The 20,724-nt window shown below is 33.1% G+C and carries 15 protein-coding genes; 11 read left to right on the top strand and 4 right to left on the bottom strand.

Annotation, left to right across the window (positions count from 1 at the left end; genetic code table 11):
- Nucleotides 1–56: 56 nt before the first annotated feature.
- From ACYQ5R_RS00250 to ACYQ5R_RS00210, 9 genes are all read left to right on the top strand, one after another.
- Nucleotides 57–1,469: an MBL fold metallo-hydrolase gene (locus ACYQ5R_RS00250; RefSeq protein ID WP_460188895.1), complete on the top strand. Its 1,413-nt coding sequence runs from the start codon at nucleotides 57–59 to the stop codon at nucleotides 1,467–1,469.
- A gap of 114 nt (nucleotides 1,470–1,583) precedes the next feature.
- On the top strand, nucleotides 1,584–2,909 hold the full coding sequence (locus ACYQ5R_RS00245) for a UDP-glucose dehydrogenase family protein (RefSeq protein ID WP_460188894.1): 1,326 nt from the start codon (nucleotides 1,584–1,586) through the stop codon (nucleotides 2,907–2,909).
- A gap of 14 nt (nucleotides 2,910–2,923) precedes the next feature.
- On the top strand, nucleotides 2,924–4,042 hold the full coding sequence (locus ACYQ5R_RS00240) for a DegT/DnrJ/EryC1/StrS family aminotransferase (protein WP_460188893.1): 1,119 nt from the start codon (nucleotides 2,924–2,926) through the stop codon (nucleotides 4,040–4,042).
- The gene (locus tag ACYQ5R_RS00235) at nucleotides 4,042–5,121 is read left to right on the top strand and encodes an SDR family NAD(P)-dependent oxidoreductase (RefSeq protein WP_460188892.1); all 1,080 of its coding nucleotides are present in this window, start codon (nucleotides 4,042–4,044) and stop codon (nucleotides 5,119–5,121) included. The genes ACYQ5R_RS00240 and ACYQ5R_RS00235 overlap by 1 nt, the downstream gene beginning before the upstream one ends.
- Before the next feature lie 65 nt (nucleotides 5,122–5,186).
- Nucleotides 5,187–6,317, top strand: a complete 1,131-nt coding sequence (gene tgt, locus ACYQ5R_RS00230; protein WP_460188891.1) for a tRNA guanosine(34) transglycosylase Tgt — start codon at nucleotides 5,187–5,189, stop codon at nucleotides 6,315–6,317.
- Between the two features lie 16 nt (nucleotides 6,318–6,333).
- Entirely contained in the window at nucleotides 6,334–7,416 is a 1,083-nt protein-coding gene (locus ACYQ5R_RS00225) for an LptF/LptG family permease (RefSeq protein ID WP_460188890.1), read from the top strand.
- Between the two features lie 6 nt (nucleotides 7,417–7,422).
- Entirely contained in the window at nucleotides 7,423–8,340 is a 918-nt protein-coding gene (locus ACYQ5R_RS00220; protein ID WP_460188889.1) for a DMT family transporter, read from the top strand.
- A 54-nt stretch (nucleotides 8,341–8,394) separates the two neighbouring features.
- Nucleotides 8,395–9,345, top strand: a complete 951-nt coding sequence (locus ACYQ5R_RS00215; RefSeq protein ID WP_460188888.1) for an acetyl-CoA carboxylase carboxyltransferase subunit alpha — start codon at nucleotides 8,395–8,397, stop codon at nucleotides 9,343–9,345.
- Between the two features lie 64 nt (nucleotides 9,346–9,409).
- A complete protein-coding gene (locus ACYQ5R_RS00210; RefSeq protein ID WP_460188887.1) occupies nucleotides 9,410–10,912 on the top strand; it encodes an NAD(P)H-hydrate dehydratase in 1,503 nt (500 codons plus the stop codon).
- 32 nt (nucleotides 10,913–10,944) lie between these two features.
- On the opposite strand, the gene ACYQ5R_RS00205 is transcribed toward ACYQ5R_RS00210, so the two are convergent.
- The 3 genes from ACYQ5R_RS00205 to ACYQ5R_RS00195 all read right to left on the bottom strand — a co-directional run bounded on the left by ACYQ5R_RS00205 (nucleotide 10,945) and on the right by ACYQ5R_RS00195 (nucleotide 15,644).
- Nucleotides 10,945–11,940 (bottom strand): TlpA family protein disulfide reductase, encoded by a 996-nt coding sequence (locus ACYQ5R_RS00205; RefSeq protein ID WP_460188886.1) that lies wholly within the window; start codon nucleotides 11,938–11,940, stop codon nucleotides 10,945–10,947.
- 12 nt (nucleotides 11,941–11,952) lie between these two features.
- Entirely contained in the window at nucleotides 11,953–12,975 is a 1,023-nt protein-coding gene (locus ACYQ5R_RS00200) for a TlpA family protein disulfide reductase (RefSeq protein WP_460188885.1), read from the bottom strand.
- Between the two features lie 125 nt (nucleotides 12,976–13,100).
- Nucleotides 13,101–15,644, bottom strand: a complete 2,544-nt coding sequence (locus ACYQ5R_RS00195) for an ATP-dependent Clp protease ATP-binding subunit (protein ID WP_460188884.1) — start codon at nucleotides 15,642–15,644, stop codon at nucleotides 13,101–13,103.
- A gap of 443 nt (nucleotides 15,645–16,087) precedes the next feature.
- Between ACYQ5R_RS00195 and gyrA the strand changes: the two genes are divergently transcribed.
- On the top strand, nucleotides 16,088–18,604 hold the full coding sequence (gene gyrA / locus ACYQ5R_RS00190) for a DNA gyrase subunit A (protein ID WP_460188883.1): 2,517 nt from the start codon (nucleotides 16,088–16,090) through the stop codon (nucleotides 18,602–18,604).
- Between the two features lie 20 nt (nucleotides 18,605–18,624).
- Nucleotides 18,625–19,881 carry a tetratricopeptide repeat protein gene (locus ACYQ5R_RS00185; RefSeq protein ID WP_460188882.1) on the top strand — a complete coding sequence of 419 codons (1,257 nt, stop codon included), beginning with the start codon at nucleotides 18,625–18,627 and terminating at the stop codon, nucleotides 19,879–19,881.
- 55 nt (nucleotides 19,882–19,936) lie between these two features.
- On the opposite strand, the gene ACYQ5R_RS00180 is transcribed toward ACYQ5R_RS00185, so the two are convergent.
- Nucleotides 19,937–20,707, bottom strand: a complete 771-nt coding sequence (locus tag ACYQ5R_RS00180) for a C40 family peptidase (protein WP_460188881.1) — start codon at nucleotides 20,705–20,707, stop codon at nucleotides 19,937–19,939.
- Between the last annotated feature and the right edge of the window lie 17 nt (nucleotides 20,708–20,724).

The following is a 20,724-nucleotide window of genomic DNA, read 5'->3' as shown; positions in this document are numbered from 1 at the left end:
CTTAGTTACTGTGTATCTTTAAAAAGGGAGGTACTTTTGAACTAAAATTAAGACAAATGAAAGTTGAACAAATTTATACCGGATGTTTAGCGCACGCAGCATATTATATTGAAAGTAATGGCGAAGCAGCGATTATTGATCCATTGCGTGAGGTGCAACCCTATATAGATAGAGCACAAAAAGATAATGCTCAAATTAAATATATTTTTGAGACACATTTCCATGCAGATTTTGTTAGTGGTCACATAGATTTGGCAAAAAAAACAGATGCTACAATTGTTTTCGGACCTACTGCTAAACCGGGTTATGATGCTTTAATTGCAACAGACGAACAGATCTTTGAAATAGGTTATTATAAAATTAAAGTATTGCATACTCCTGGTCATACTATGGAGAGTACTACATATTTACTAATTGATGAGAATGGTGCTGAACATGGCATTGTTACTGGAGATACTTTATTTATCGGTGACGTTGGGAGACCAGATTTAGCTCAAAAAGTAGATAGTGATTTGACCGAAGAGAAATTGGCAGGATTCTTATACGATTCATTGCGCAACAAAATTATGCCTTTAAATGATGACTTAATTGTTTATCCTAATCACGGTGCGGGTTCCGCTTGTGGTAAGAAAATGAGTAAAGAAACTACCGATACCTTGGGCAACCAAAAAAAGGTAAATTATGCTTTAAGAGCAGCTATGACTAAAGAAGAATTTATCGCTGAATTGTTAGATGGATTGCTACCGCCTCCTAAATACTTCCCTCAAAATGTTGTGATGAATATTGAGGGGTATGATAGTATTGATAATGTGATGGAAAAAGGCTTGCAAAGATTGAATCCTCAGGCGTTTGAAATGTTGGCAAATGAAAGTGGTGCTATTGTTTTAGATGTTCGTCATCAATCAGAATATATAAAAGGACATATACCTAGTTCAATTTTTATAGGTATTGATGGTGGCTTTGCACCATGGGTTGGCGCTTTAATTGCAGATGTGAGCCAACCAATTGTGTTGGTAACTCCAGAAGGTAGAGAAGAGGAAACAGTTACCAGATTGGCGCGAGTTGGTTTTGACAATGTATTAGGTATACTTGATGGTGGTTTTAATGCTTGGAAAGCTTCTTCTAAAGAATACGATACCATTACATCGGTTTCTGCTGATGTGCTAAAAGAAGCTCTGAAAAAAGAAGTGCCTGTTTTTGATGTTAGAAAAGAAGGAGAATATACAGCAGCACATATACCAGATGCACATTTCACTCCCTTAGATTATATCAATAATCATTTGACAGAGTTTCCTAAAGATGACACTTTTTATGTGCATTGTGCAGGAGGATACAGGTCAGTAATTGCTGCATCCATTTTAAAAAGTAGAGGTATTCATAATTTAATTGATATTGATGGTGGATTTAAAGCTATTAAAGAGGCTGGAATTGAAGTAACAGATTATGTATGCCCTTCTACCTTAAAATAAATTATAGAATAGCAACTTAAAACCCGCTTAAAGCGGGTTTTAAGTTGCTATTAGTCATATTAATTTCTTTAATTTGTATCTCTTTTAACTATTTTCAAAAAATTGTAAACAATAATGAATTTAACGGTAGTAGGAACTGGATATGTTGGTCTAGTAAGTGGAACATGTTTTGCAGAAATGGGAAATACAGTGACATGCATTGACGTTGATACACAAAAGATTGAGCGATTAAAAAAGGGTGTAATTCCAATTTACGAACCGGGTTTAGAACCTATGGTGCTTAAAAATCATAAAAACGGACATTTACATTTTAGTACAAGATTAGCAAATGGCCTAGTTAAATGTGATATTGTTTTTATTGCTGTTGGCACGCCAATGGGTGAAGATGGATCTGCTGACTTGCAATATGTGACTACTGTGGCTAGTCAGATAGGTAAAGAAATGACTAAACCTTTAATTGTTGTTGATAAATCTACGGTACCTGTTGGAACAGCAGATAAAGTAAGAGCTACCATTCAAAAAGAACTTGAAGTAAGAGGAGAAGACATAGCATTTCATGTTGTTTCCAATCCAGAATTTTTAAAAGAAGGTGCAGCTATAGCAGATTTTATGAAGCCTGATAGAGTAGTTGTTGGGGTTGATAATGAAGAAGCTCAAGAGAAAATGGAAGCTTTATATGCTCCTTTTGTACATAATCACAATCGCATCATTTTTATGGATGTACGTTCTGCAGAAATGACGAAATATGTAGCCAATGCGATGCTTGCTACTAAAATTTCATTCATGAATGAAGTAGCAAACATTTGCGAATTAGTAGGAGCAGATGTCAACAAAGTTAGAATTGGTATTGGTTCAGATTCTAGAATAGGTTATAGTTTTATTTACCCTGGTAGTGGTTATGGTGGATCATGTTTTCCAAAAGATGTAAAGGCATTAAAAAAGATGGCTTTAGAAGAAGGCTATAATGCTCAATTAATTGGTGCTGTAGAACAGGTGAATGATGTGCAAAAATTAGTAATAGCTAAAAAGATTGTAACTAGATTTGGCGAGGATTTATCGAAAAAGACATTTGCTCTATGGGGTTTAGCATTTAAACCTGGAACTGATGATATGCGTGAAGCTCCTGCGATATATGTGGTTAAAGAGCTTGTAAAAAGAGGAGCTAAGGTAATAGCCTATGACCCTAAAGCCATGGTTGAAGCTCAACACTTTTACTTAAAAGATGTAGAAGGCATATCATATGTAAATTCAAAATATGAAACCTTACCTAATGCTGAGGCTTTGATACTTCTAACCGAATGGAAAGAATTTAGATCTCCTGATTTTGAAGAACTAAAATCTAAATTAAAAAATCCTATTATATTTGATGGAAGAAACCAATATGATGAAGAGCGACTAAATAGAAAAGGATTTGAATATCATCAGATTGGGAAAAGTTAATTAATACCTTTTGAATGCTATCTAAAATTTGGCTGTCCGCTCCACATATGAGTGGGCATGAAAAAACTTTTATAGATGAAGCTTTTACTTCTAATTGGATTGCGCCTATTGGAGAAAATATTAATGGGTTTGAAAAAGATTTAGAGAAATATTTATCTGCGGGGGTTAATGTTATTGCTTTAAATTCAGGAACCGCCTCTATTCACTTAGCGTTAAAATTACTGAATGTAGAGAAAGATGACATTGTATTGTGTCAAAGTTTTACATTTATTGCCTCTGCAAACCCAATAACGTATGTGGGTGCTATTCCGGTTTTTATAGATAGCGAAACTACAACCTGGAATCTAGATCCAGATTTGTTAGAAGAAGCAATACAATATTATATACAGCTAGGTAAAAAACCAAAAGCCATAGTGGCTGTGCACCTTTATGGTATGCCATATCAAATAGATAAAATTCATGAAATTGCCTCAAAATATAACATACCAATAATTGAAGATGCAGCAGAAGCATTAGGTAGTTTATTTAAAGATCAGCATTGTTCAACTTTTGGTGATATTGGAATACTTTCATTTAATGGTAATAAAATAATTACCACGTCATCAGGTGGAGCATTGGTTTCAAAAAGTGAATCACATTGTAAAAAAGTTTTATTTTTTGCAACCCAGGCTAAAGAAAATAAACCGTACTATGAACATTCAGAAATTGGCTACAATTATAGAATATCAAATATTTTAGCTGGTATTGGTAGAGGGCAAATGAAAATATTAAAAGAACATATAGTAGCGAGAAGATCAAATTATGATTTTTATTTTAACGCCTTAAAGAGGTATTCTGAAATTACATTTTTGAAAGAGCCAAATCATGTTTTTTCTAATAGATGGTTAACATGTATACTTACTCCAAATTATGAGTTTAGAGAGAAAATTAGATTGTCATTAGAAGCAAATAATATAGAATCTAGACCATTGTGGAAACCATTGCATCTTCAACCAGTATTTAGTGAAAATAGAAGTTTTGAAAATGGCGTTTCAGAAAATTTATTTCAAAGAGGATTGTGCCTACCTAGTGGCTCTAATTTACAAAAGGAAGATTTGAAGAGGGTAGTTGAGGTAATCAAAAGTTTTTTTTAATGGAATATTCAAGTTTATTAGAAGACCTCATAGATACAAGTTTGTTTGAAATAAATCAAGATTTAGTATCAAGCCATATCTATAATAAGATTGTACTTATTACAGGAGCTGCAGGTAGTATTGGTAGAGAATTAGCCATTCAAATAGCTTCTTATGATTATGATAAACTAATTTTACTAGATCAGTCAGAATCTGGATTGTATGATTTACAGCAAGATTTGTTGTTGCTAGATGTAAAGAATTTTGAAGTTATTATCGCTGATATTAATGATAAGACAAGAACATCTCAAATTTTTGCCAATTATAAACCTGATATTATATATCATGCAGCAGCATACAAACATGTGCCTTTAATGGAGAATATGCCGCATGAAGCATTAAAAGTAAATGTAGAAGGTACCATTACGTTAATGGATTTAGCAATTCAAAATAATGTATCAAAATTTGTTCTAATCTCTACAGACAAAGCTGTCGAACCTACAAGTGTTATGGGAGCAACAAAAAGGTTAGCAGAAATATATGTTAATGGTCTTGAATGTAATACCAAAATAATAATAACTAGGTTTGGCAATGTTTTAGAATCTAGTGGTTCAATTTTACCTTTATTTGATAAACAATTGCGAAATGGAGGACCAATTACAATAACAGATAAGAACGTTTCAAGATTTTTTATGACAAAAATTCAAGCTGCCCAATTTGTCTTAGAATCAACTGCAGGTCGGGATGATAGAGCTACTTTTATTTTTGATATGGGTAAATCTGTAAAAGTTATGGATATTGCTTTGAAATTAATTGAGAATTTCAATAAAGAAAACTCGAAGGAAATAGAAATAAAGTATATTGGATTGCGACCTGGTGAGAAATTAGGAGAAGTATTTTATCACGAAGACGACATTATATTTAAAACAAATAATCCAAAAATTTATAAAGTAATACCTCCTAAAATGTCGGGTTATTCTTTGAATAAAGAGATTAGAATATTTTGTGAAAACGCATCCGGAATGACTAGCTTGCAGGTGGTGCATCAACTTAAAAAATTAGTTCCGAGTTATAACAATGTCAATACTGAATATATTTAATGAAGTAGGCATTTAAAAGCAGATTTGTAATTTATCTCTAAACTGCTTTCTCTATCTTTGCACCAATGAAATTTGATTTACACGGAAAAGACGTTCAGAGCAAAGCACGAGCTGGAGTTATTACAACAGACCACGGTATAATTGAAACACCAATTTTTATGCCTGTTGGAACTGTTGCTTCAGTAAAAGGAGTGCATCAGAGGGAGTTAAAAGAAGAAATCAATCCTGATATCATTCTTGGAAATACCTATCACTTATATCTAAGACCTAAAACAAACATTTTAGAGCAAGCCGGAGGACTTCATAAATTTATGAATTGGGATAGACCAATATTAACTGATAGTGGAGGATATCAAGTGTATTCTTTATCTGGAAGGAGAAAAATTAAAGAAGAAGGTGTAAAGTTTAAAAGTCATATAGACGGTAGTTATCACACATTTACTCCAGAAAATGTTATGGAGATTCAAAGAAAAATAGGTGCCGATATTATTATGGCTTTCGATGAATGTACTCCATATCCTTGTGATTTTGCATATGCTAAACGATCTATGCATATGACGCACAGATGGTTGAAACGTTGTATTAATCATTTAGATAAAGTGGAGCCTCATTATGGATATAATCAAACCTTGTTTCCAATTGTACAAGGAAGTACCTACAAAGATTTAAGAAAAGAATCTGCTGAATTTATAGCTTCGGTGAATGCTGAGGGTAATGCCATTGGTGGACTGTCTGTAGGAGAACCAGCAGAAGAAATGTATGAAATGACCGATGTTGTTTGTTCTATACTACCAGAAGATAAACCACGATATTTAATGGGTGTTGGCACCCCAATTAATATACTTGAAAATATTGCATTGGGAGTTGATATGTTTGATTGTGTTATGCCAACAAGAAACGCAAGAAATGGTATGCTATTTACTGCACATGGTACTGTCAATATAAAAAATAAGAAATGGGAAAATGATTTTTCTCCTATAGATGAAATGGGTATTACTTATGTAGATACATACTATTCTAAAGCTTATTTAAGGCACTTATTTGTGTCAAAAGAATTACTGGCAAAACAAATAGCTTCTATTCATAATTTAGGATTTTATTTATGGTTGGTTCGTGAGGCGAGAAAACATATATTAGCGGGAGATTTTTCGGCATGGAAAAATAAAATGGTTCAACAAATGAATAAACGTTTGTAATAGGCATTGTCGCTCAATGAGAATACTTGATAAATACATACTTAAGAAATATCTCTTTACTTTTTTATTTGTATTACTTATACTTATTCCGGTAATTATTGCAATTGATACCGGTGACAAAATTGATAAGTTTTTACGTCATGAAGATTTAACCGTTGGTGAAATTATTCAAGATTACTATGTTAATTTTATGATTAACATCGCCAATATGGTGTTGCCATTAGCACTGTTTGTCTCAGTATTATGGTTTACTTCTAAATTAGCAAGTCAAACTGAAATTATAGCCATTAATAGTGCTAAAATTTCATTTACAAGATTTCTAAAACCATATTTTGTTGGAGCAACAATCATAGCACTTGCTTCTTTGAGCTTGAATCATTTTGTTGTTCCTAAAAGTACCAAGGTATATAACGAATTTAAAAATACTTACATAAAAAGTAGACCGGTAGATAATAATCAAATCATTAATATTAATCTGCAGTTAAGCGATAATGAATTTGTGTATATCAAGACTTTCTATATGAAGCAAATGAGAGGTAATGATTTTACCTTTGAGCGATATGAGGGGAATAAATTAGTTGAGAAATTAAGCGCTGATAGAATTCAATTTAGAGAGAAAGACACTACATACAGATTAACTAACTATTATAGAAAGAAGCTGAAAGAGAAAGAAGACATTGTGACTACGGGTAGAAGAATGGATACCTTGTTTGACTTTAAACCCAAAGATTTGCTTCATCTAGACGCATTTGCTCAAGAAATGCAGACACCAGAGCTTTTAGAATACATACAATTTTCTCAATCTAGAGGACGAGGTAATTTAAATGTGTATTACGTTGAATTGTACAAAAGAACTAGTTTGGCAGTAGCAGTGTATATTTTAACCTTAATCGCTGTTTGTCTTGGTTCTGTGAAAAGAAGAGGAGGAATAGGTATTAACCTTGCAATTGGAGTTACTATGGTATTTTTATATGTATTCTTGCTTAAAATTGTAGAAGTAATTGGTGGAGCTCCAAATTCTAGTCCAATATTTATGGTTTGGTTGCCCAATATTCTTTTCGGTTCCGTTGCGATATATTTGTATTTTAAGGTTAGATAATTTCTTATGTCAGAATTAGGAAATAACACAAAGCTTTTAGACTACTTACATCTTCACTTTATTATTTTTATATGGGGTTTTACTGCGATTTTAGGTGCCCTTATAAGTATTGAGGCCATTCCACTAGTTTGGTTTCGCATGGGATTGGCAAGCATCCTGCTCTTTATTTTTTTTATAGTAACTAAAAGATCGTTGCGCATCTCCAAAAAGATGCTTTGGCGTTATGTTTTGGGTGGAATAATTATTGCCTTACATTGGATTACATTTTTTCAGGCAATAAAATCTTCAAATGTATCAGTTGGATTGATTACAATGAGTACAGGCGCATTTTTCACCTCTTTAATTGAACCAGTATTTTTTAAAAGAAAAATAAAAAGCAGCGAATTGTTGTTAGGATTGTTAGTAATTATTGGACTTTATATCATTTTTAAAGTAGAAGGTAATTATACATTAGGAATCGTTTATGGTTTAATTTCTTCGTTTTTATCAGCCCTTTTTTCTGTGTCTAATGGCTTGTATGTTCAAAAGAACAATCCATTGACTATATCATTTTATCAGTTATTTTTTGGCGTACTTTTTATTACCGTAATTCTTGGAGTTCAAGGAGGATTTAGTGCTGATTTTTTTGCGCTTTCAAGTACAGATTGGATGTATTTATTTATTTTAGCGAGTATATGTACCGCTTATGCATTCTCAGCTTCGGTTAAAGTGATGAAAGTATTAAGACCGTTTACTGTTATGTTGTCAATAAATTTAGAACCTGTATATGGTATATTACTGGCTCTATGGTTGTTTCCAGAAAAAGAAACCATGCCTTCGAATTTTTATTTTGGCGCATTAATTGTTTTATTCTCGGTGATTTTAAATGGTATTATTAAGAGTAGGAAATCGCTGATGAATCGGGTTCAAAAAAAGAAATTTTAAACATTAGATTTATTCTAAGTTAGTATATTTGTAGTCTTACAAAACTAAAATTACATGGAGTATTTAGATTTCGAACTTCCTCTAAAAGAATTACAAGATCAGTTTGATAAATGCGCGTTGATTGGTGAAGAAAGTGATGTTGATGTATCTGAAACTTGTGCAAATATTCAAAAGAAATTAGATAAAACGAGAAGCACTATATATAAAAACTTAACCGCTTGGCAGCGCGTACAATTATCGAGACATCCAAATAGACCATATACTATGGACTATATCAATGCTTTAGCTGGAGATAGTTTTATGGAGCTTCATGGTGACCGTACCGTAAAAGATGATAAAGCCATGGTTGGTGGCTTAGGTAAAATTGGTGATCAAAGCTATATGTTTATTGGTCAACAAAAAGGGTATAATACAAAGACGCGTCAGTATCGAAATTTCGGAATGTCTAATCCAGAAGGCTATAGAAAAGCTTTGCGTTTAATGCGTATGGCAGAGAAATTTGGAGTGCCAGTTGTAACTTTTATAGATACTCCAGGAGCATACCCTGGTTTGGAGGCAGAAGAACGCGGACAAGGCGAGGCAATTGCTAGGAATATTTTAGAAATGACTCGATTAAAAGTGCCTATTATTTGTGTAATTATTGGAGAAGGAGCATCTGGTGGTGCATTAGGTATAGGTGTAGGAGATAAGGTGTTAATGTTGGAAAATGCATGGTACTCTGTAATTTCTCCAGAGAACTGTTCTTCTATTTTATGGAGAAGTTGGGAGTATAAAGAGCAGGCGGCCGAAGCTTTAAAGTTAACTGCAGAAGACAGTAAAAAAATTAAGGTAATTGATGCCATTATTGATGAACCTGTTGGTGGGGCACATTTTAATAGAGAAGAAACTTTTAAAACTGTTGAACAAACAATTGTTAAAACCTACAATAGTTTAAAGAAGCTATCAGTGGATAAACTTGTAGAAAAACGAATGGATAAATATGCTAATATGGGTGTATTTAAATAATATTAGATTTAAATCAAATAATATAAACCTCTCAATATGAGAGGTTTTTTTATACCTTCACTTTATGAAAATTCTAAATTCTAATCAAATTTATGAAGCAGATAAAGCTACAATTTCAGAAGAAGGAATTTCTTCGTTTGCCTTAATGCAAAGAGCAGCAACTGCTTGTTTTGATTGGGTTCACTCTAGGCTTCAAGATAAAAAGGAGTTTACTATTAAAGTATTTTGTGGAGTAGGTAATAATGGTGGAGATGGTTTGGTCTTGTCCGCAATGCTGCATCAACATGATTACAATGTTACATGTTATGTAGTGGATTTTTCAGAAAATAGGAGTGATAATTTTTTAAATGCTTATGCTTTTGCCAAAGATTCTGGTTGTTGGCCAAAAGTTGTGAATAATCAAAGTCAAATACCAAAACTATCAGCATCAGATGTTATTGTTGATTGTATTTTTGGTATAGGCTTAAATAGATCAGTTGAAGGTTTTACAGCAGATTTGATTAATGCGATCAATAAATCAAACGCATTTGTTTTAGCTGTTGATGTTCCTTCTGGTTTGTACATTAACAAAAGGAATCGCGAAAATGATATTATAATAAATGCGACACATACGTTAACTTTTGAGGTGCCTAAATGGTGTTTCTTCTTACCCTTAAGTGATAGATATACTGAAACTTGGGAAATTCTATCCATTGGATTATCAGCATCATTTATAGCGCAAATTGAAAGTGATGAATTTATTAGCAAACAAAAGATTAATACTATTTATAAAAAGCGTACACCATTTTCTCATAAGGGAACACACGGTCATGCTTTGTTGATTGGTGGTAGTTTTGGAAAAATTGGCGCTATGGTTCTTTGTTCTAAAGCTGCCATAAAAGCTGGAAGCGGTTTGGTTTCTGTACTTGTTCCTAATTGTGGATATGAAATCTTGCAGGTGAGTAATCCGGAAGTTATGGTTCAAACTTCTGGTGATAATTGTATAATTGATTTTAAACAATCTATCGAGCCATCTGCAATTGGAATAGGGCCGGGGCTTGATAAACATGAAGTCACGATTAAAGCATTTGCATTTTTTTTGAAGTCAAATAAAATACCGTTGGTGATTGATGCTGATGCCTTAAATATTTTAGCGGCGAATAAAGAATTATTAGAGTTTATTCCAGCACATTCTATATTAACTCCTCATCCTAAGGAGTTTGAACGTTTGGTAGGAGTGTGGAAAGATGATTATGATAAATTGGAAAAGCTTAAATCGTTTTCTATTAGATATGGATGTATTGTGGTGCTTAAAGGTGCTTATACTGTTATAGCTGACGGAAATAGGTTGTATGTTAATTCTACGGGAAATCCTGCGTTAGCGACAGCTGGTAGTGGGGATGTATTAACAGGAATTATTACTGGTTTATTGGCACAAGGTTATGATTATGTAAACGCTTCAATACTTGGAGTTTACCTACATGGTTTGAGTGCAGATTTAGGATTGGTTCAAGAAAGTGAAGAATCTTTTATAGCCACTGATATCATATTAAATTTAGGTAAAGCCTTTAAAAATATAAAAGCATAAAAAAGCACTTTCATTTGAAAGTGCTTTGTGTTTTATATATCTAACGAATCAAATAAGGCTCGTAACCTAGGGTCAGAAGGTCTTGGTGCATCCGCATCTACAATATTACCTTCAGGGTCTATTAATAAGAATCTAGGAATTGAGTTAATTTCGTACGCTTGTGAGAAAGAAATATCCTCTCCAGCAAATAATTGAACACCTCCCATTTGGTAATCCTCAATCATTTTTCTCCAGGCATTGTATTTATTCAATCTATCTGTAGATATACTAATAAATGCGATATTCTTATCGTGATAGTCTTCTTCAACTTCTTTTAAATACGGAATTTGTTGTTTACAAGGCCCGCACCATGTAGCCCAAACATCAATATAAACATATTTACCTTTAAAATCATCTAATGAAGAATTACCACCCTTAAAATTTTCAAAATCATTAAATTTTGGTGAAGGCTTTCCTTTTGCAAACTTTAAAGATCTTTCATGATTTATTGGGTAATTCTTTACCAAGAAATCTATGTATTGTTTTTGTCCAGCTTGAATTTGTGCAACTAAAGTAGTATCAACATTTTTTGTTGAAGGTTTATTTAAATAGTCTTTTAAATCTTCTAAACGTTGATCAAATTCAGTTTTATCCAATATATAGAAAGACTTAGGATTCGCATATTCTGAAGTATTGAAATTAATTTGCTCATACATGTAATTGTTGCTAGCTGATCCGTTACCGGTTATTTTAGGATTTCTAAAATCTTCTGTATCAATGTTAACATTTAAGTTGTAACCATTTGCTAGATATATAATGGTACGATTTGTTCCGTCAGAAAATGTATACATCCCCGTAGGAAGTTTTAAGGTGTCTTTAAAGTTCCCATTAGCATCTACAGCAATAGTTTTAGAGTAATCTCTCGATAAAATTTCTATTTTATCAGATGCAGCATTTTCTACTTTACCTGAGAGCGCCATATATCCTTTGGGCTCTTTGCAACCAACAATTAATCCTACGAGTAAAAAAGCAACAAATATTTTTTTCATGTATGTCTATTCTTAAATATTATGTTTGTTAAATAAATCTATTAATTTTTCGTCAGATGGTCTTGGAGCACTTGCTTCAACAGTATTACCATCTGGGCCAATTAAAATAAATCTTGGAATACCTTGAATTTCGTAATCTTGAACAAAGTCTGATTGCCATCCTTTTGGCGATAAAATTTGGATCCCTCCTAATTCTTTGTCAGCAACCATAGCTTTCCAGTCAGATTCTGCTTTTTCCCAAGAACCACTGCGTCTATCGTCATCTACAGACAAGCTGACAAAAGCAATGTTTTTATCGTGATATTTTTTCTCAACTGCTTTTAAGAAAGGAATTTCACGTTTACATGGTCCGCACCAAGTAGCCCAAACATCAACGTAAACATATTTACCTTTTAAGTCAGATAGAGATGTAGTTGAACCATCAAAATTTTGATAATCATTAAACTCAGGAGCTGGTTTTCCATTTAATTTTTCTCTTAAATCAATTAATTTTCCGAAATACTCTTTATAAAATGGAAGTCCTCTTTCAATTGTTGTTTTCGATGATGCTAAAACAATACTGTCTAAGCTTTGGTTTTCTTCAATAAATGAAGTCAATTCTTTTTCACCTTTATCAATAGTTGAATTTAAAGTTTCTCTATCCATACTATCAAAATCTTGATTTAGTATGTTTTCTTGTTTTAATGCAAAAGTAGCTAAGAAGTTATTGTTATCTGAGCCATTTCCTTTATAAATAATGGTTTCATCAAATTCTTTAGTATCAATTGTAATTTTTAAGTCGTATCCATTCTTGAGATAAATACCTGTAGATTCTGAACCGTCAAAAAGATTGTACAATCCATCTTCTACTTTTAAAGTATCTTTAAAAGAGCCATCTGCAGCTACTGCAATTGTTTTAGAATATGCACGAGATCTGATTACCAATGAATCAGAGTTTTGATTTTCAATTTTACCTGAAAGTGTAACGTAATCTTTAGGTTCTGTAGCACAAGATGCTAAAATGATACCTGCAAAAAGTAGGGTTATTTTTTTCATTGTTTTGTGTTAAAGTTTTGCTTATTGTCGTCAAATATAACGGTAATTGCAGATATGAGGTAATTTTAAGATTTACTTTAACAAATAATTTAAAAAGTTTTAGAGAATTGAATAAAAAAAGGCGGTTATTCAACCGCCTTTTTTCCTTTCTTTATTTTTATTGCCAGTTCGCTAGCATCATCTTTATAGTCTAACTCAATTGTATCTCCTTCAGATAAATTGGCATTAACAATTTCTTGAGCCAATGCATCTTCAATATATTTTTGAATAGCTCGTTTTAAAGGTCTAGCTCCGTATTGTTTGTCAAAACCTTTGTCAACAATAAAGTCTTTACTCTTTTTAGACAATTTAACCTTATAGCCAAGGCTGTTTATTCGTGCCACAAGCTTTTCTAATTCAATATCAATTATAGCATGAATATCCACTCTTTCTAGAGCATTGAAAACAATTACATCGTCAATACGATTTAAAAATTCAGGTGCAAAAGATTTTTTCAAGGCATTTTCAATTACACTTTTGGCATGCGCATCTGCTTGCTGTTTTTTAGACGCTGTACCGAATCCAACACCAGAGCCAAAATCTTTTAATTGTCGAGAACCAATATTAGATGTCATTATAATAATGGTATTTCTAAAATCAATTTTTCTACCTAAGCTATCAGTAATATGACCATCATCTAAAATTTGTAGTAGCATATTAAATACATCTGGATGAGCCTTTTCAATTTCATCTAAAAGCACAACAGCATAAGGTTTTCTTCTGATTTTCTCTGTTAATTGTCCACCTTCCTCATAACCAACATATCCTGGAGGTGCACCAATTAGTCTTGAAATCGCAAACTTCTCCATATATTCACTCATATCAATTCTAACAAGGGCATCATCACTATCGAATAACTCTCTCGCTAAAATTTTTGCCAATTGTGTCTTACCAACACCAGTTTGGCCTAAGAAAATAAACGAGCCAATAGGTTTGTTTGGATCTTTTAAGCCAACCCGATTGCGCTGTATAGCTTTAACAACTTTTAAAACAGCTTCATCTTGACCAATAACTTTACCTTTTATTAAATTTGGTAACTCACTCAATCTAGAACTTTCGGCCTCGGCAACTCTATTTACAGGAATACCTGTCATCATTGAGATAACTTCTGCCACATTGTCTTCAGTAACTATTTCTCTATTCTGTTTAGATGCTTCTTCCCATTTACTTTGAGCTGAGGCCAACATATTTTCTAAACGCTTTTCGTCATCTCTTAATTTGGCAGCTTCTTCAAATTTTTGACCATTAACAGCACTAGTTTTATCAAGTCTAACTTTTTCTAGCTGTGCTTCGTAATCAAGAATTTCTTGTGGTACCACTATATTTGTAATATGAATTCTAGAACCTGCTTCATCTAAAGCATCAATAGCTTTGTCTGGAAGATATCTATCAGTCATATATCTATTTGTTAATTTAACACATGCTTCAATGGCTTCATCTGTAAAATCAACATTGTGGTGCACTTCATATTTGTCTTTAATATTGTGTAAAATCTCAATAGTTTCTTCTTCAGAAGTAGGCTCCACAATTACTTTTTGGAAACGTCTTTCTAAGGCACCGTCTTTTTCAATATTTTGACGAAACTCATCTAAAGTAGTTGCTCCAATGCACTGAATTTCTCCTCTAGCCAAAGCAGGCTTTAACATGTTTGAGGCATCTAAAGAGCCTGTTGCACCTCCAGCACCAACTATTGTGTGAATTTCATCTATAAATAAAATGATATCATCATTTTTCTCTAATTCATTCATAAGAGCTTTCATTCGTTCCTCAAATTGCCCACGGTATTTTGTGCCTGCCACTAAGCTTGCTAAATCCAAAGAAACAATTCGCTTATTAAATAAAATTCGAGAAACCTTTCGCTGAACGATTCTAAGAGCGAGGCCTTCTGCAATCGCAGATTTACCCACTCCTGGTTCACCAATTAACATTGGGTTATTTTTCTTACGCCTACTCAATATTTGAGAAACGCGCTCTATTTCCTCTTTTCTACCTACAACAGGGTCAAGGTTGCCTTCTTCCGCTAAACGCGTTAAATCACGCCCAAAATTGTCTAAAACAGGTGTTTTAGATTTAGCTGGAGACTTCCCTTTACCAGGTTGTTGCTCAAACGGATTTGATTTACTGTCTTCAAACTCATCATCTGAAGGAGTTTCAGCAATTGGATTAATGGTAATGTCATTTTCCTCTTGTGGGTCCAATTGTTGAAAAATAGACTTTACTTCGTCGTAATTAATCTCAAATTTATCCATCAATTTAGTTGTTGGGTCGTTTTCATTTCTAAGCACACACAATAAAAGGTGGGCTGTGTTTACAGCGTCACTTTTAAATAGTTTTGCTTCTAGAAAAGAAGTTTTCAGAGCTTTCTCCGCTTGCTTTGTCAAACGTAAGTTACGCTTCTCATTGGTGTTAGCATCAATGGGGTTGGCAGGACTTAAGATTTCAATCTTTTTTCGCAAATGATCTAAATTTACTTCTAATACATTTAGAATATCTATTGCTTTACCATCTCCTTTTCTCAATAAGCCTAACACTAAATGTTCGGTTCCAATAAAGTCATGACCTAAGCGCAAAGCTTCTTCTTTGCTGTAGGCAATTACGTCTTTTACTTTTGGTGAGAAATTATCGTCCATAATTCAGAAATTTCAAATTGTTCATACTAAGTTTTGTATTTAGACAAGCATTGGAAATAAAAATTAAAATCGTTTTAACATGATTTTACTATTAAAACTGACTAAATGCTTTTGCAATTAGTTTACTTCTCTCAGAAATACTTACGACCTCTATGCAGATTTCTCTTAAGGAAGAGATCTTGTTCCTTTGTTCTTATTCGTAAAAATAAAGGAATTTTTTATCAAATAGAAACAAAAAAAATGCCACAGTAAAACACGGAGTGTTATAATGTTTGTTAAAACTCACTAAAGGCTTGTAAATAAAGGTCTAGAGTCTAGTTTTTATCAACACAAAATTGTTAATAACTCATCTGAATTTTTGACAGTTTTACATCCTTTAAAAAGTGAATAATTGTATCTTGTGGTTCGATTAAAAAATAGGAAGAAAACTAAACTTTGTATATATGACAGACGGAGAAAAATTAATCCCAATTAACATTGAAGATGAAATGAAATCTGCATACATCGATTATTCGATGTCTGTAATAGTATCACGTGCATTGCCTGACGTTAGAGATGGTTTAAAACCTGTGCATAGAAGGGTGTTATATGGAATGCACGAATTGGGTATTAAAGCAACTGGTGCGTATAAAAAATCTGCCAGAGTGGTAGGAGAGGTGCTAGGTAAGTATCACCCTCATGGAGATACCTCAGTATATGATTCTATGGTTCGTATGGCTCAAGATTGGAGTGTGCGTTATTTAATGGTAGACGGTCAAGGTAACTTTGGTTCTGTAGATGGAGATAGTCCCGCTGCAATGCGTTATACAGAGGTGCGTATGCAAAAGATATCAGAAGAAATGATGTCTGATATCGAAAAGAATACGGTTGATACGCGCTTAAACTTTGATGATACCTTGCATGAGCCAACTGTATTACCTACAAGAATTCCGAATCTATTGGTAAATGGGGCATCAGGTATCGCCGTAGGTATGGCTACAAATATGGCCCCTCACAATTTAACAGAGGTTATTAATGGAACAGTTGCTTATATAGATAATAATGATATTGAGATTGGAGAATTAATGCAACATATTAAAGCTCCAGACTTTCCTACAGGTGGTATTATTTACGGATACGATGGTGTAAAGAGTGCATTTGAAACTGGTAGAGGACGCATTGTAATGCGCGGGAAAGCTTCTTTTGAAGAAATAAAAGGTAGAGAATGTATTGTTGTTACCGAAATTCCATATCAGGTAAATAAGGCTGATATGATTAAAAAAACAGCAGAATTAGTAAACGATAAAAAATTAGATGGTATTTCAAATATTCGAGATGAATCTGATAGAAAAGGGATGCGCATTGTGTACATCCTTAAACGCGACGCTATTCCGAATGTAGTTTTAAATAAATTATTTAAATATACGGCACTTCAAACTTCATTCAGTGTAAATAACATTGCTTTGGTAAATGGTCGTCCAGAACAGTTAAACTTAAAGCAATTAATTCATCACTTTGTTGAGCACCGTCATGATGTTATATTAAGACGTACGAAATTTGATTTAGACAAGGCTGAGGCAAGAGCCCACATTTTAGAAGGATTAATTATTGCTTCAGATAATATTGACGAAGTAATTAAAATAATTAGAGCATCTTCTAATGCTGATGAAGCACGTGAAAGTTTAATGACGCGTTTTGAATTGACAGAAATTCAAGCAAAAGCCATTGTAGAAATGCGTTTACGTCAGTTAACCGGTCTTGAACAAGATAAGTTACGTGCAGAATACGAAGAGATATTAAAGACCATTGCAGACTTGAAAGATATTCTTGCAAATGAGCCACGTAGATATAACATAATTAAAGAAGAACTGATTGCTATAAAAGAAAAGTATGGTGATGAGCGTAGATCTGAAATTGAATATGCTGGTGGAGATTTGAGTATTGAAGACATGATTCCAGATTCTAAAGTGGTTGTTACCATTTCTCATGCGGGTTATGTTAAGCGTACCAACCTTGATGAATACAAAGTTCAAAATAGAGGGGGTAGAGGCCAGAAAGGTGTTGCAACTAGAAACGAAGATTTCTTGGAGCATTTATTTGTAGGTACCAATCACCAATACATGTTATTCTTTACACAAAAAGGAAAAGTATTTTGGATGCGTGTATATGAAGTGCCAGAAGGAGGTAAAAACTCTAAAGGTAGAGCTATCCAAAACCTTATTAATATAGAGCAAGACGATAAGGTTAAAGCTTTCTTGGTTACTCAAGATTTAAAAGATCAAGATTATATCAATAGTCATTATGTGATTATGGCTACTAAGAACGGTCAGGTCAAGAAAACTTCTTTAGAGCAATATTCTAGACCTAGAACTAACGGTATTAATGCTATTACTATTAGAGATAATGATGAGCTGTTAGAAGCGAAATTAACTACTGGAGACAGTCAGGTAATGCTTGCTTTAAAATCTGGTAAGTGTATTAGATTTGAAGAAAGCAAAACAAGACCAATGGGCAGAAATGCTTCTGGTGTTAGAGGTATTACTCTAGGGAATGAGTCTGATGCGGTTATTGGTATGATTGCCGTAAACGATGAAGAAAGTAATGTTTTAGTCGTTTCTGAGAATGGATATGGGAAAAGATCTAGTTTAGAAGACTATAGAATTACAAATAGAGGAGGAAAAGGTGTAAAAACAATTAATATTACTGAAAAAACCGGTAATTTAGTCGCCATAAAAAATGTGACTGATGAAGATGACTTAATGATCATCAATAAATCAGGAATTACGATAAGAATGGCAGTGTCAGACTTGCGTGTTATGGGGAGAGCAACTCAGGGTGTGAAACTGATAAACATAAAAGACAGTGATTCTATTGCTGCGGTTGCGAAAGTAATGCATGAAGAAGATGAAGAAAATGCTGAAAATTTGATTGAAGGACAAGAAGATGCATCAGCAGCAGGAACGGAAAGTAATCAAGAGTAAATAAGTAAATAAATAGAAAAATGTTTAGAAAACAATTTTTAATGTTAATTGCCTTAGTAATGGTGGGAGCTGTTGCGTTTGGGCAAAAGAATGAGCTAAAGACGGCAGAAAAGGCTTTAAAGAAAAAAGATTTTGGAGCTGCTTTAACGGCTTTACAACAAGCAGAATCTTTAATAGCAAATGCAGATGCTAAATCTCAAGCTAAGTATTATTATTTGAAGGGTACAGCTCTTTACGCAAATGGTACAAAGCCTGGGAATGTAAATGAAGTAGCTAAGGCTTTCAATAAGTTATTGTCTATTGAAAGTAAATCGGGTAGTTCAACATACACTAAAGCAGCTGCTGAGGTTTTAACAAAACTTATAAATGAGGCTGATAGTAAAGCTCAAAAAAATTATCAAGAAGCAACTGCAAGTAATAATGATCCAGTGAAATTAAAAAAGGCTGCAGAGAGTTATAAGCAAGTTTATTTATTAAGCCCTGCTGATACTTCTTATTATTACAATACTGCTTTAATCTATCAAATGGCTAAAGAATATGAAAAATCTAATAAAGTTTTTATGGAGCTCTTGGACTTGGGTTATACGGGCGTTGCAACGCAGTATATCGCTACAAGTAAGGTAAGTGGAGAATTAAAGGCATATGCTTCTAAATCTGCTATGAATAAAGAAGTTAAATTAGGTTTAGCTGAAAACCCAGAGGTTAAAGTTTCTGAAAATAAAAGAATTACGATTATCAAATCAATTGGTTTAAACTATGCTGGTTTAGATAATAATGAAAAGGCCTTAGAATTTTTACAAGAAGCTCGAAAAGCGAATCCAGATGATTTTAACTTAATTATACAAGAAGCTAACACGTATTTTAGAATGGGTAATAAAGAGAAGTTTAAGTCGCTTTTAGAAGAAGCAATTAAGCTTGATCCAAATAATGCACAATTACATTATAATATCGGTATTATGAATAATGAGTTAGGTGATGATGCTGCGGCAATAGCAAGTCTTAAAAGATCTGCTGAGCTAGAACCTGAAAAGGGCGAAAGCTACAATGCAATTGCGAATATTATATTAAAGAAAGTTAAAGCGGTTAGTGACGAAATGGATGCAAACGCAGCAAACTTTAAAAAATATGACCAAATTAAAGTAGAAAAGTATTTGCCGATATTAAGAGAGGCTTTACCTTATCTAGAAAAATCTTATGAATTGAGTCCTGACGATACTGTAAAGAATCAGTTGAATGCGCTTTATGAAAATCTAGAAATGGATAAAAAAGTTGAATAATTATATTTGTCTTTTAGAAAATTAAAAAAAGCCTGCAATTTGCAGGCTTTTTTAATTAAATAATTTTCTTAATTACTCTAAGTTTATGAGAATGTCTTCGAGTATCTACATTGTAAATACCGCTGTGATCTAATCGATCTATTCTTACTTTACCATGCGCATGAATTATATAATTATCTCTCATAATAATTCCAACATGTACTATGGCACCTTCGTTATTATCAAAAAAAGCTAAATCTCCAGGTTCACTCTCCTCAATAAAACTTAATACTTCTCCTTGAGTAGCTTGTTGACTAGCATCGCGTAAAAGATGATATCCACATAATTTGTAAACCATTTGCGTAAAGCCCGAACAATCAATACCAAACGGAGTTTTGCCTCCCCATAAATACGGAGCATTTAGGTACATAAAAGCAGTATTAATTAATTCATTTCTACTTTTTGAACCAATAATAACACCTCCATCATACTTAAATGTTATATCTGCAATATTAAATTGATTTTTAGAATAACCGGGTAATTGAGACCCTAAACTTATAGGAGTTAAATTTTGTTCTTCATCAGAAATAAAATCAATTAATTCTCCAGAAAGAAAAATATTCTGTTGATCTTGAGTTTTATACTGTTCCTCTGAACATTCTAGATATTGTTTGTTATCTATCCAACCTTCATATTTGTCAAATGCTAAACGAATTTTACTCCATTTTGAGCGTTTTTCTAAAACTTTAAAATGCTCTCCAAATAATACTTGGGATACAAGTTCACTCTTATCTGAAGGTTCAAATCTTAGAGATACTATGCTCAAATTACAAATTCCGTATAGCATGAAATTTAATTCTTAAT

Source organism: Urechidicola sp. KH5 (genome assembly GCF_054661455.1).
Note: the sequence above shows the minus strand (reverse complement) of the source record. Positions and strands in the feature narration are given on the sequence as shown.

Coding starts and splice junctions, on each gene's coding strand:
- gyrA (WP_460188883.1), top strand. CDS start 16,088: ATGACAGACGGAGAAAAATTAATCCCAATTAACATTGAAGATGAAATG.
- ACYQ5R_RS00195 (WP_460188884.1), bottom strand. CDS start 15,644: ATGGACGATAATTTCTCACCAAAAGTAAAAGACGTAATTGCCTACAGC.
- ACYQ5R_RS00235 (WP_460188892.1), top strand. CDS start 4,042: ATGGAATATTCAAGTTTATTAGAAGACCTCATAGATACAAGTTTGTTT.
- ACYQ5R_RS00205 (WP_460188886.1), bottom strand. CDS start 11,940: ATGAAAAAAATATTTGTTGCTTTTTTACTCGTAGGATTAATTGTTGGT.
- ACYQ5R_RS00225 (WP_460188890.1), top strand. CDS start 6,334: ATGAGAATACTTGATAAATACATACTTAAGAAATATCTCTTTACTTTT.
- ACYQ5R_RS00185 (WP_460188882.1), top strand. CDS start 18,625: ATGTTTAGAAAACAATTTTTAATGTTAATTGCCTTAGTAATGGTGGGA.
- tgt (WP_460188891.1), top strand. CDS start 5,187: ATGAAATTTGATTTACACGGAAAAGACGTTCAGAGCAAAGCACGAGCT.
- ACYQ5R_RS00210 (WP_460188887.1), top strand. CDS start 9,410: ATGAAAATTCTAAATTCTAATCAAATTTATGAAGCAGATAAAGCTACA.
- ACYQ5R_RS00200 (WP_460188885.1), bottom strand. CDS start 12,975: ATGAAAAAAATAACCCTACTTTTTGCAGGTATCATTTTAGCATCTTGT.
- ACYQ5R_RS00220 (WP_460188889.1), top strand. CDS start 7,423: ATGTCAGAATTAGGAAATAACACAAAGCTTTTAGACTACTTACATCTT.
- ACYQ5R_RS00250 (WP_460188895.1), top strand. CDS start 57: ATGAAAGTTGAACAAATTTATACCGGATGTTTAGCGCACGCAGCATAT.
- ACYQ5R_RS00215 (WP_460188888.1), top strand. CDS start 8,395: ATGGAGTATTTAGATTTCGAACTTCCTCTAAAAGAATTACAAGATCAG.
- ACYQ5R_RS00180 (WP_460188881.1), bottom strand. CDS start 20,707: ATGCTATACGGAATTTGTAATTTGAGCATAGTATCTCTAAGATTTGAA.
- ACYQ5R_RS00240 (WP_460188893.1), top strand. CDS start 2,924: ATGCTATCTAAAATTTGGCTGTCCGCTCCACATATGAGTGGGCATGAA.
- ACYQ5R_RS00245 (WP_460188894.1), top strand. CDS start 1,584: ATGAATTTAACGGTAGTAGGAACTGGATATGTTGGTCTAGTAAGTGGA.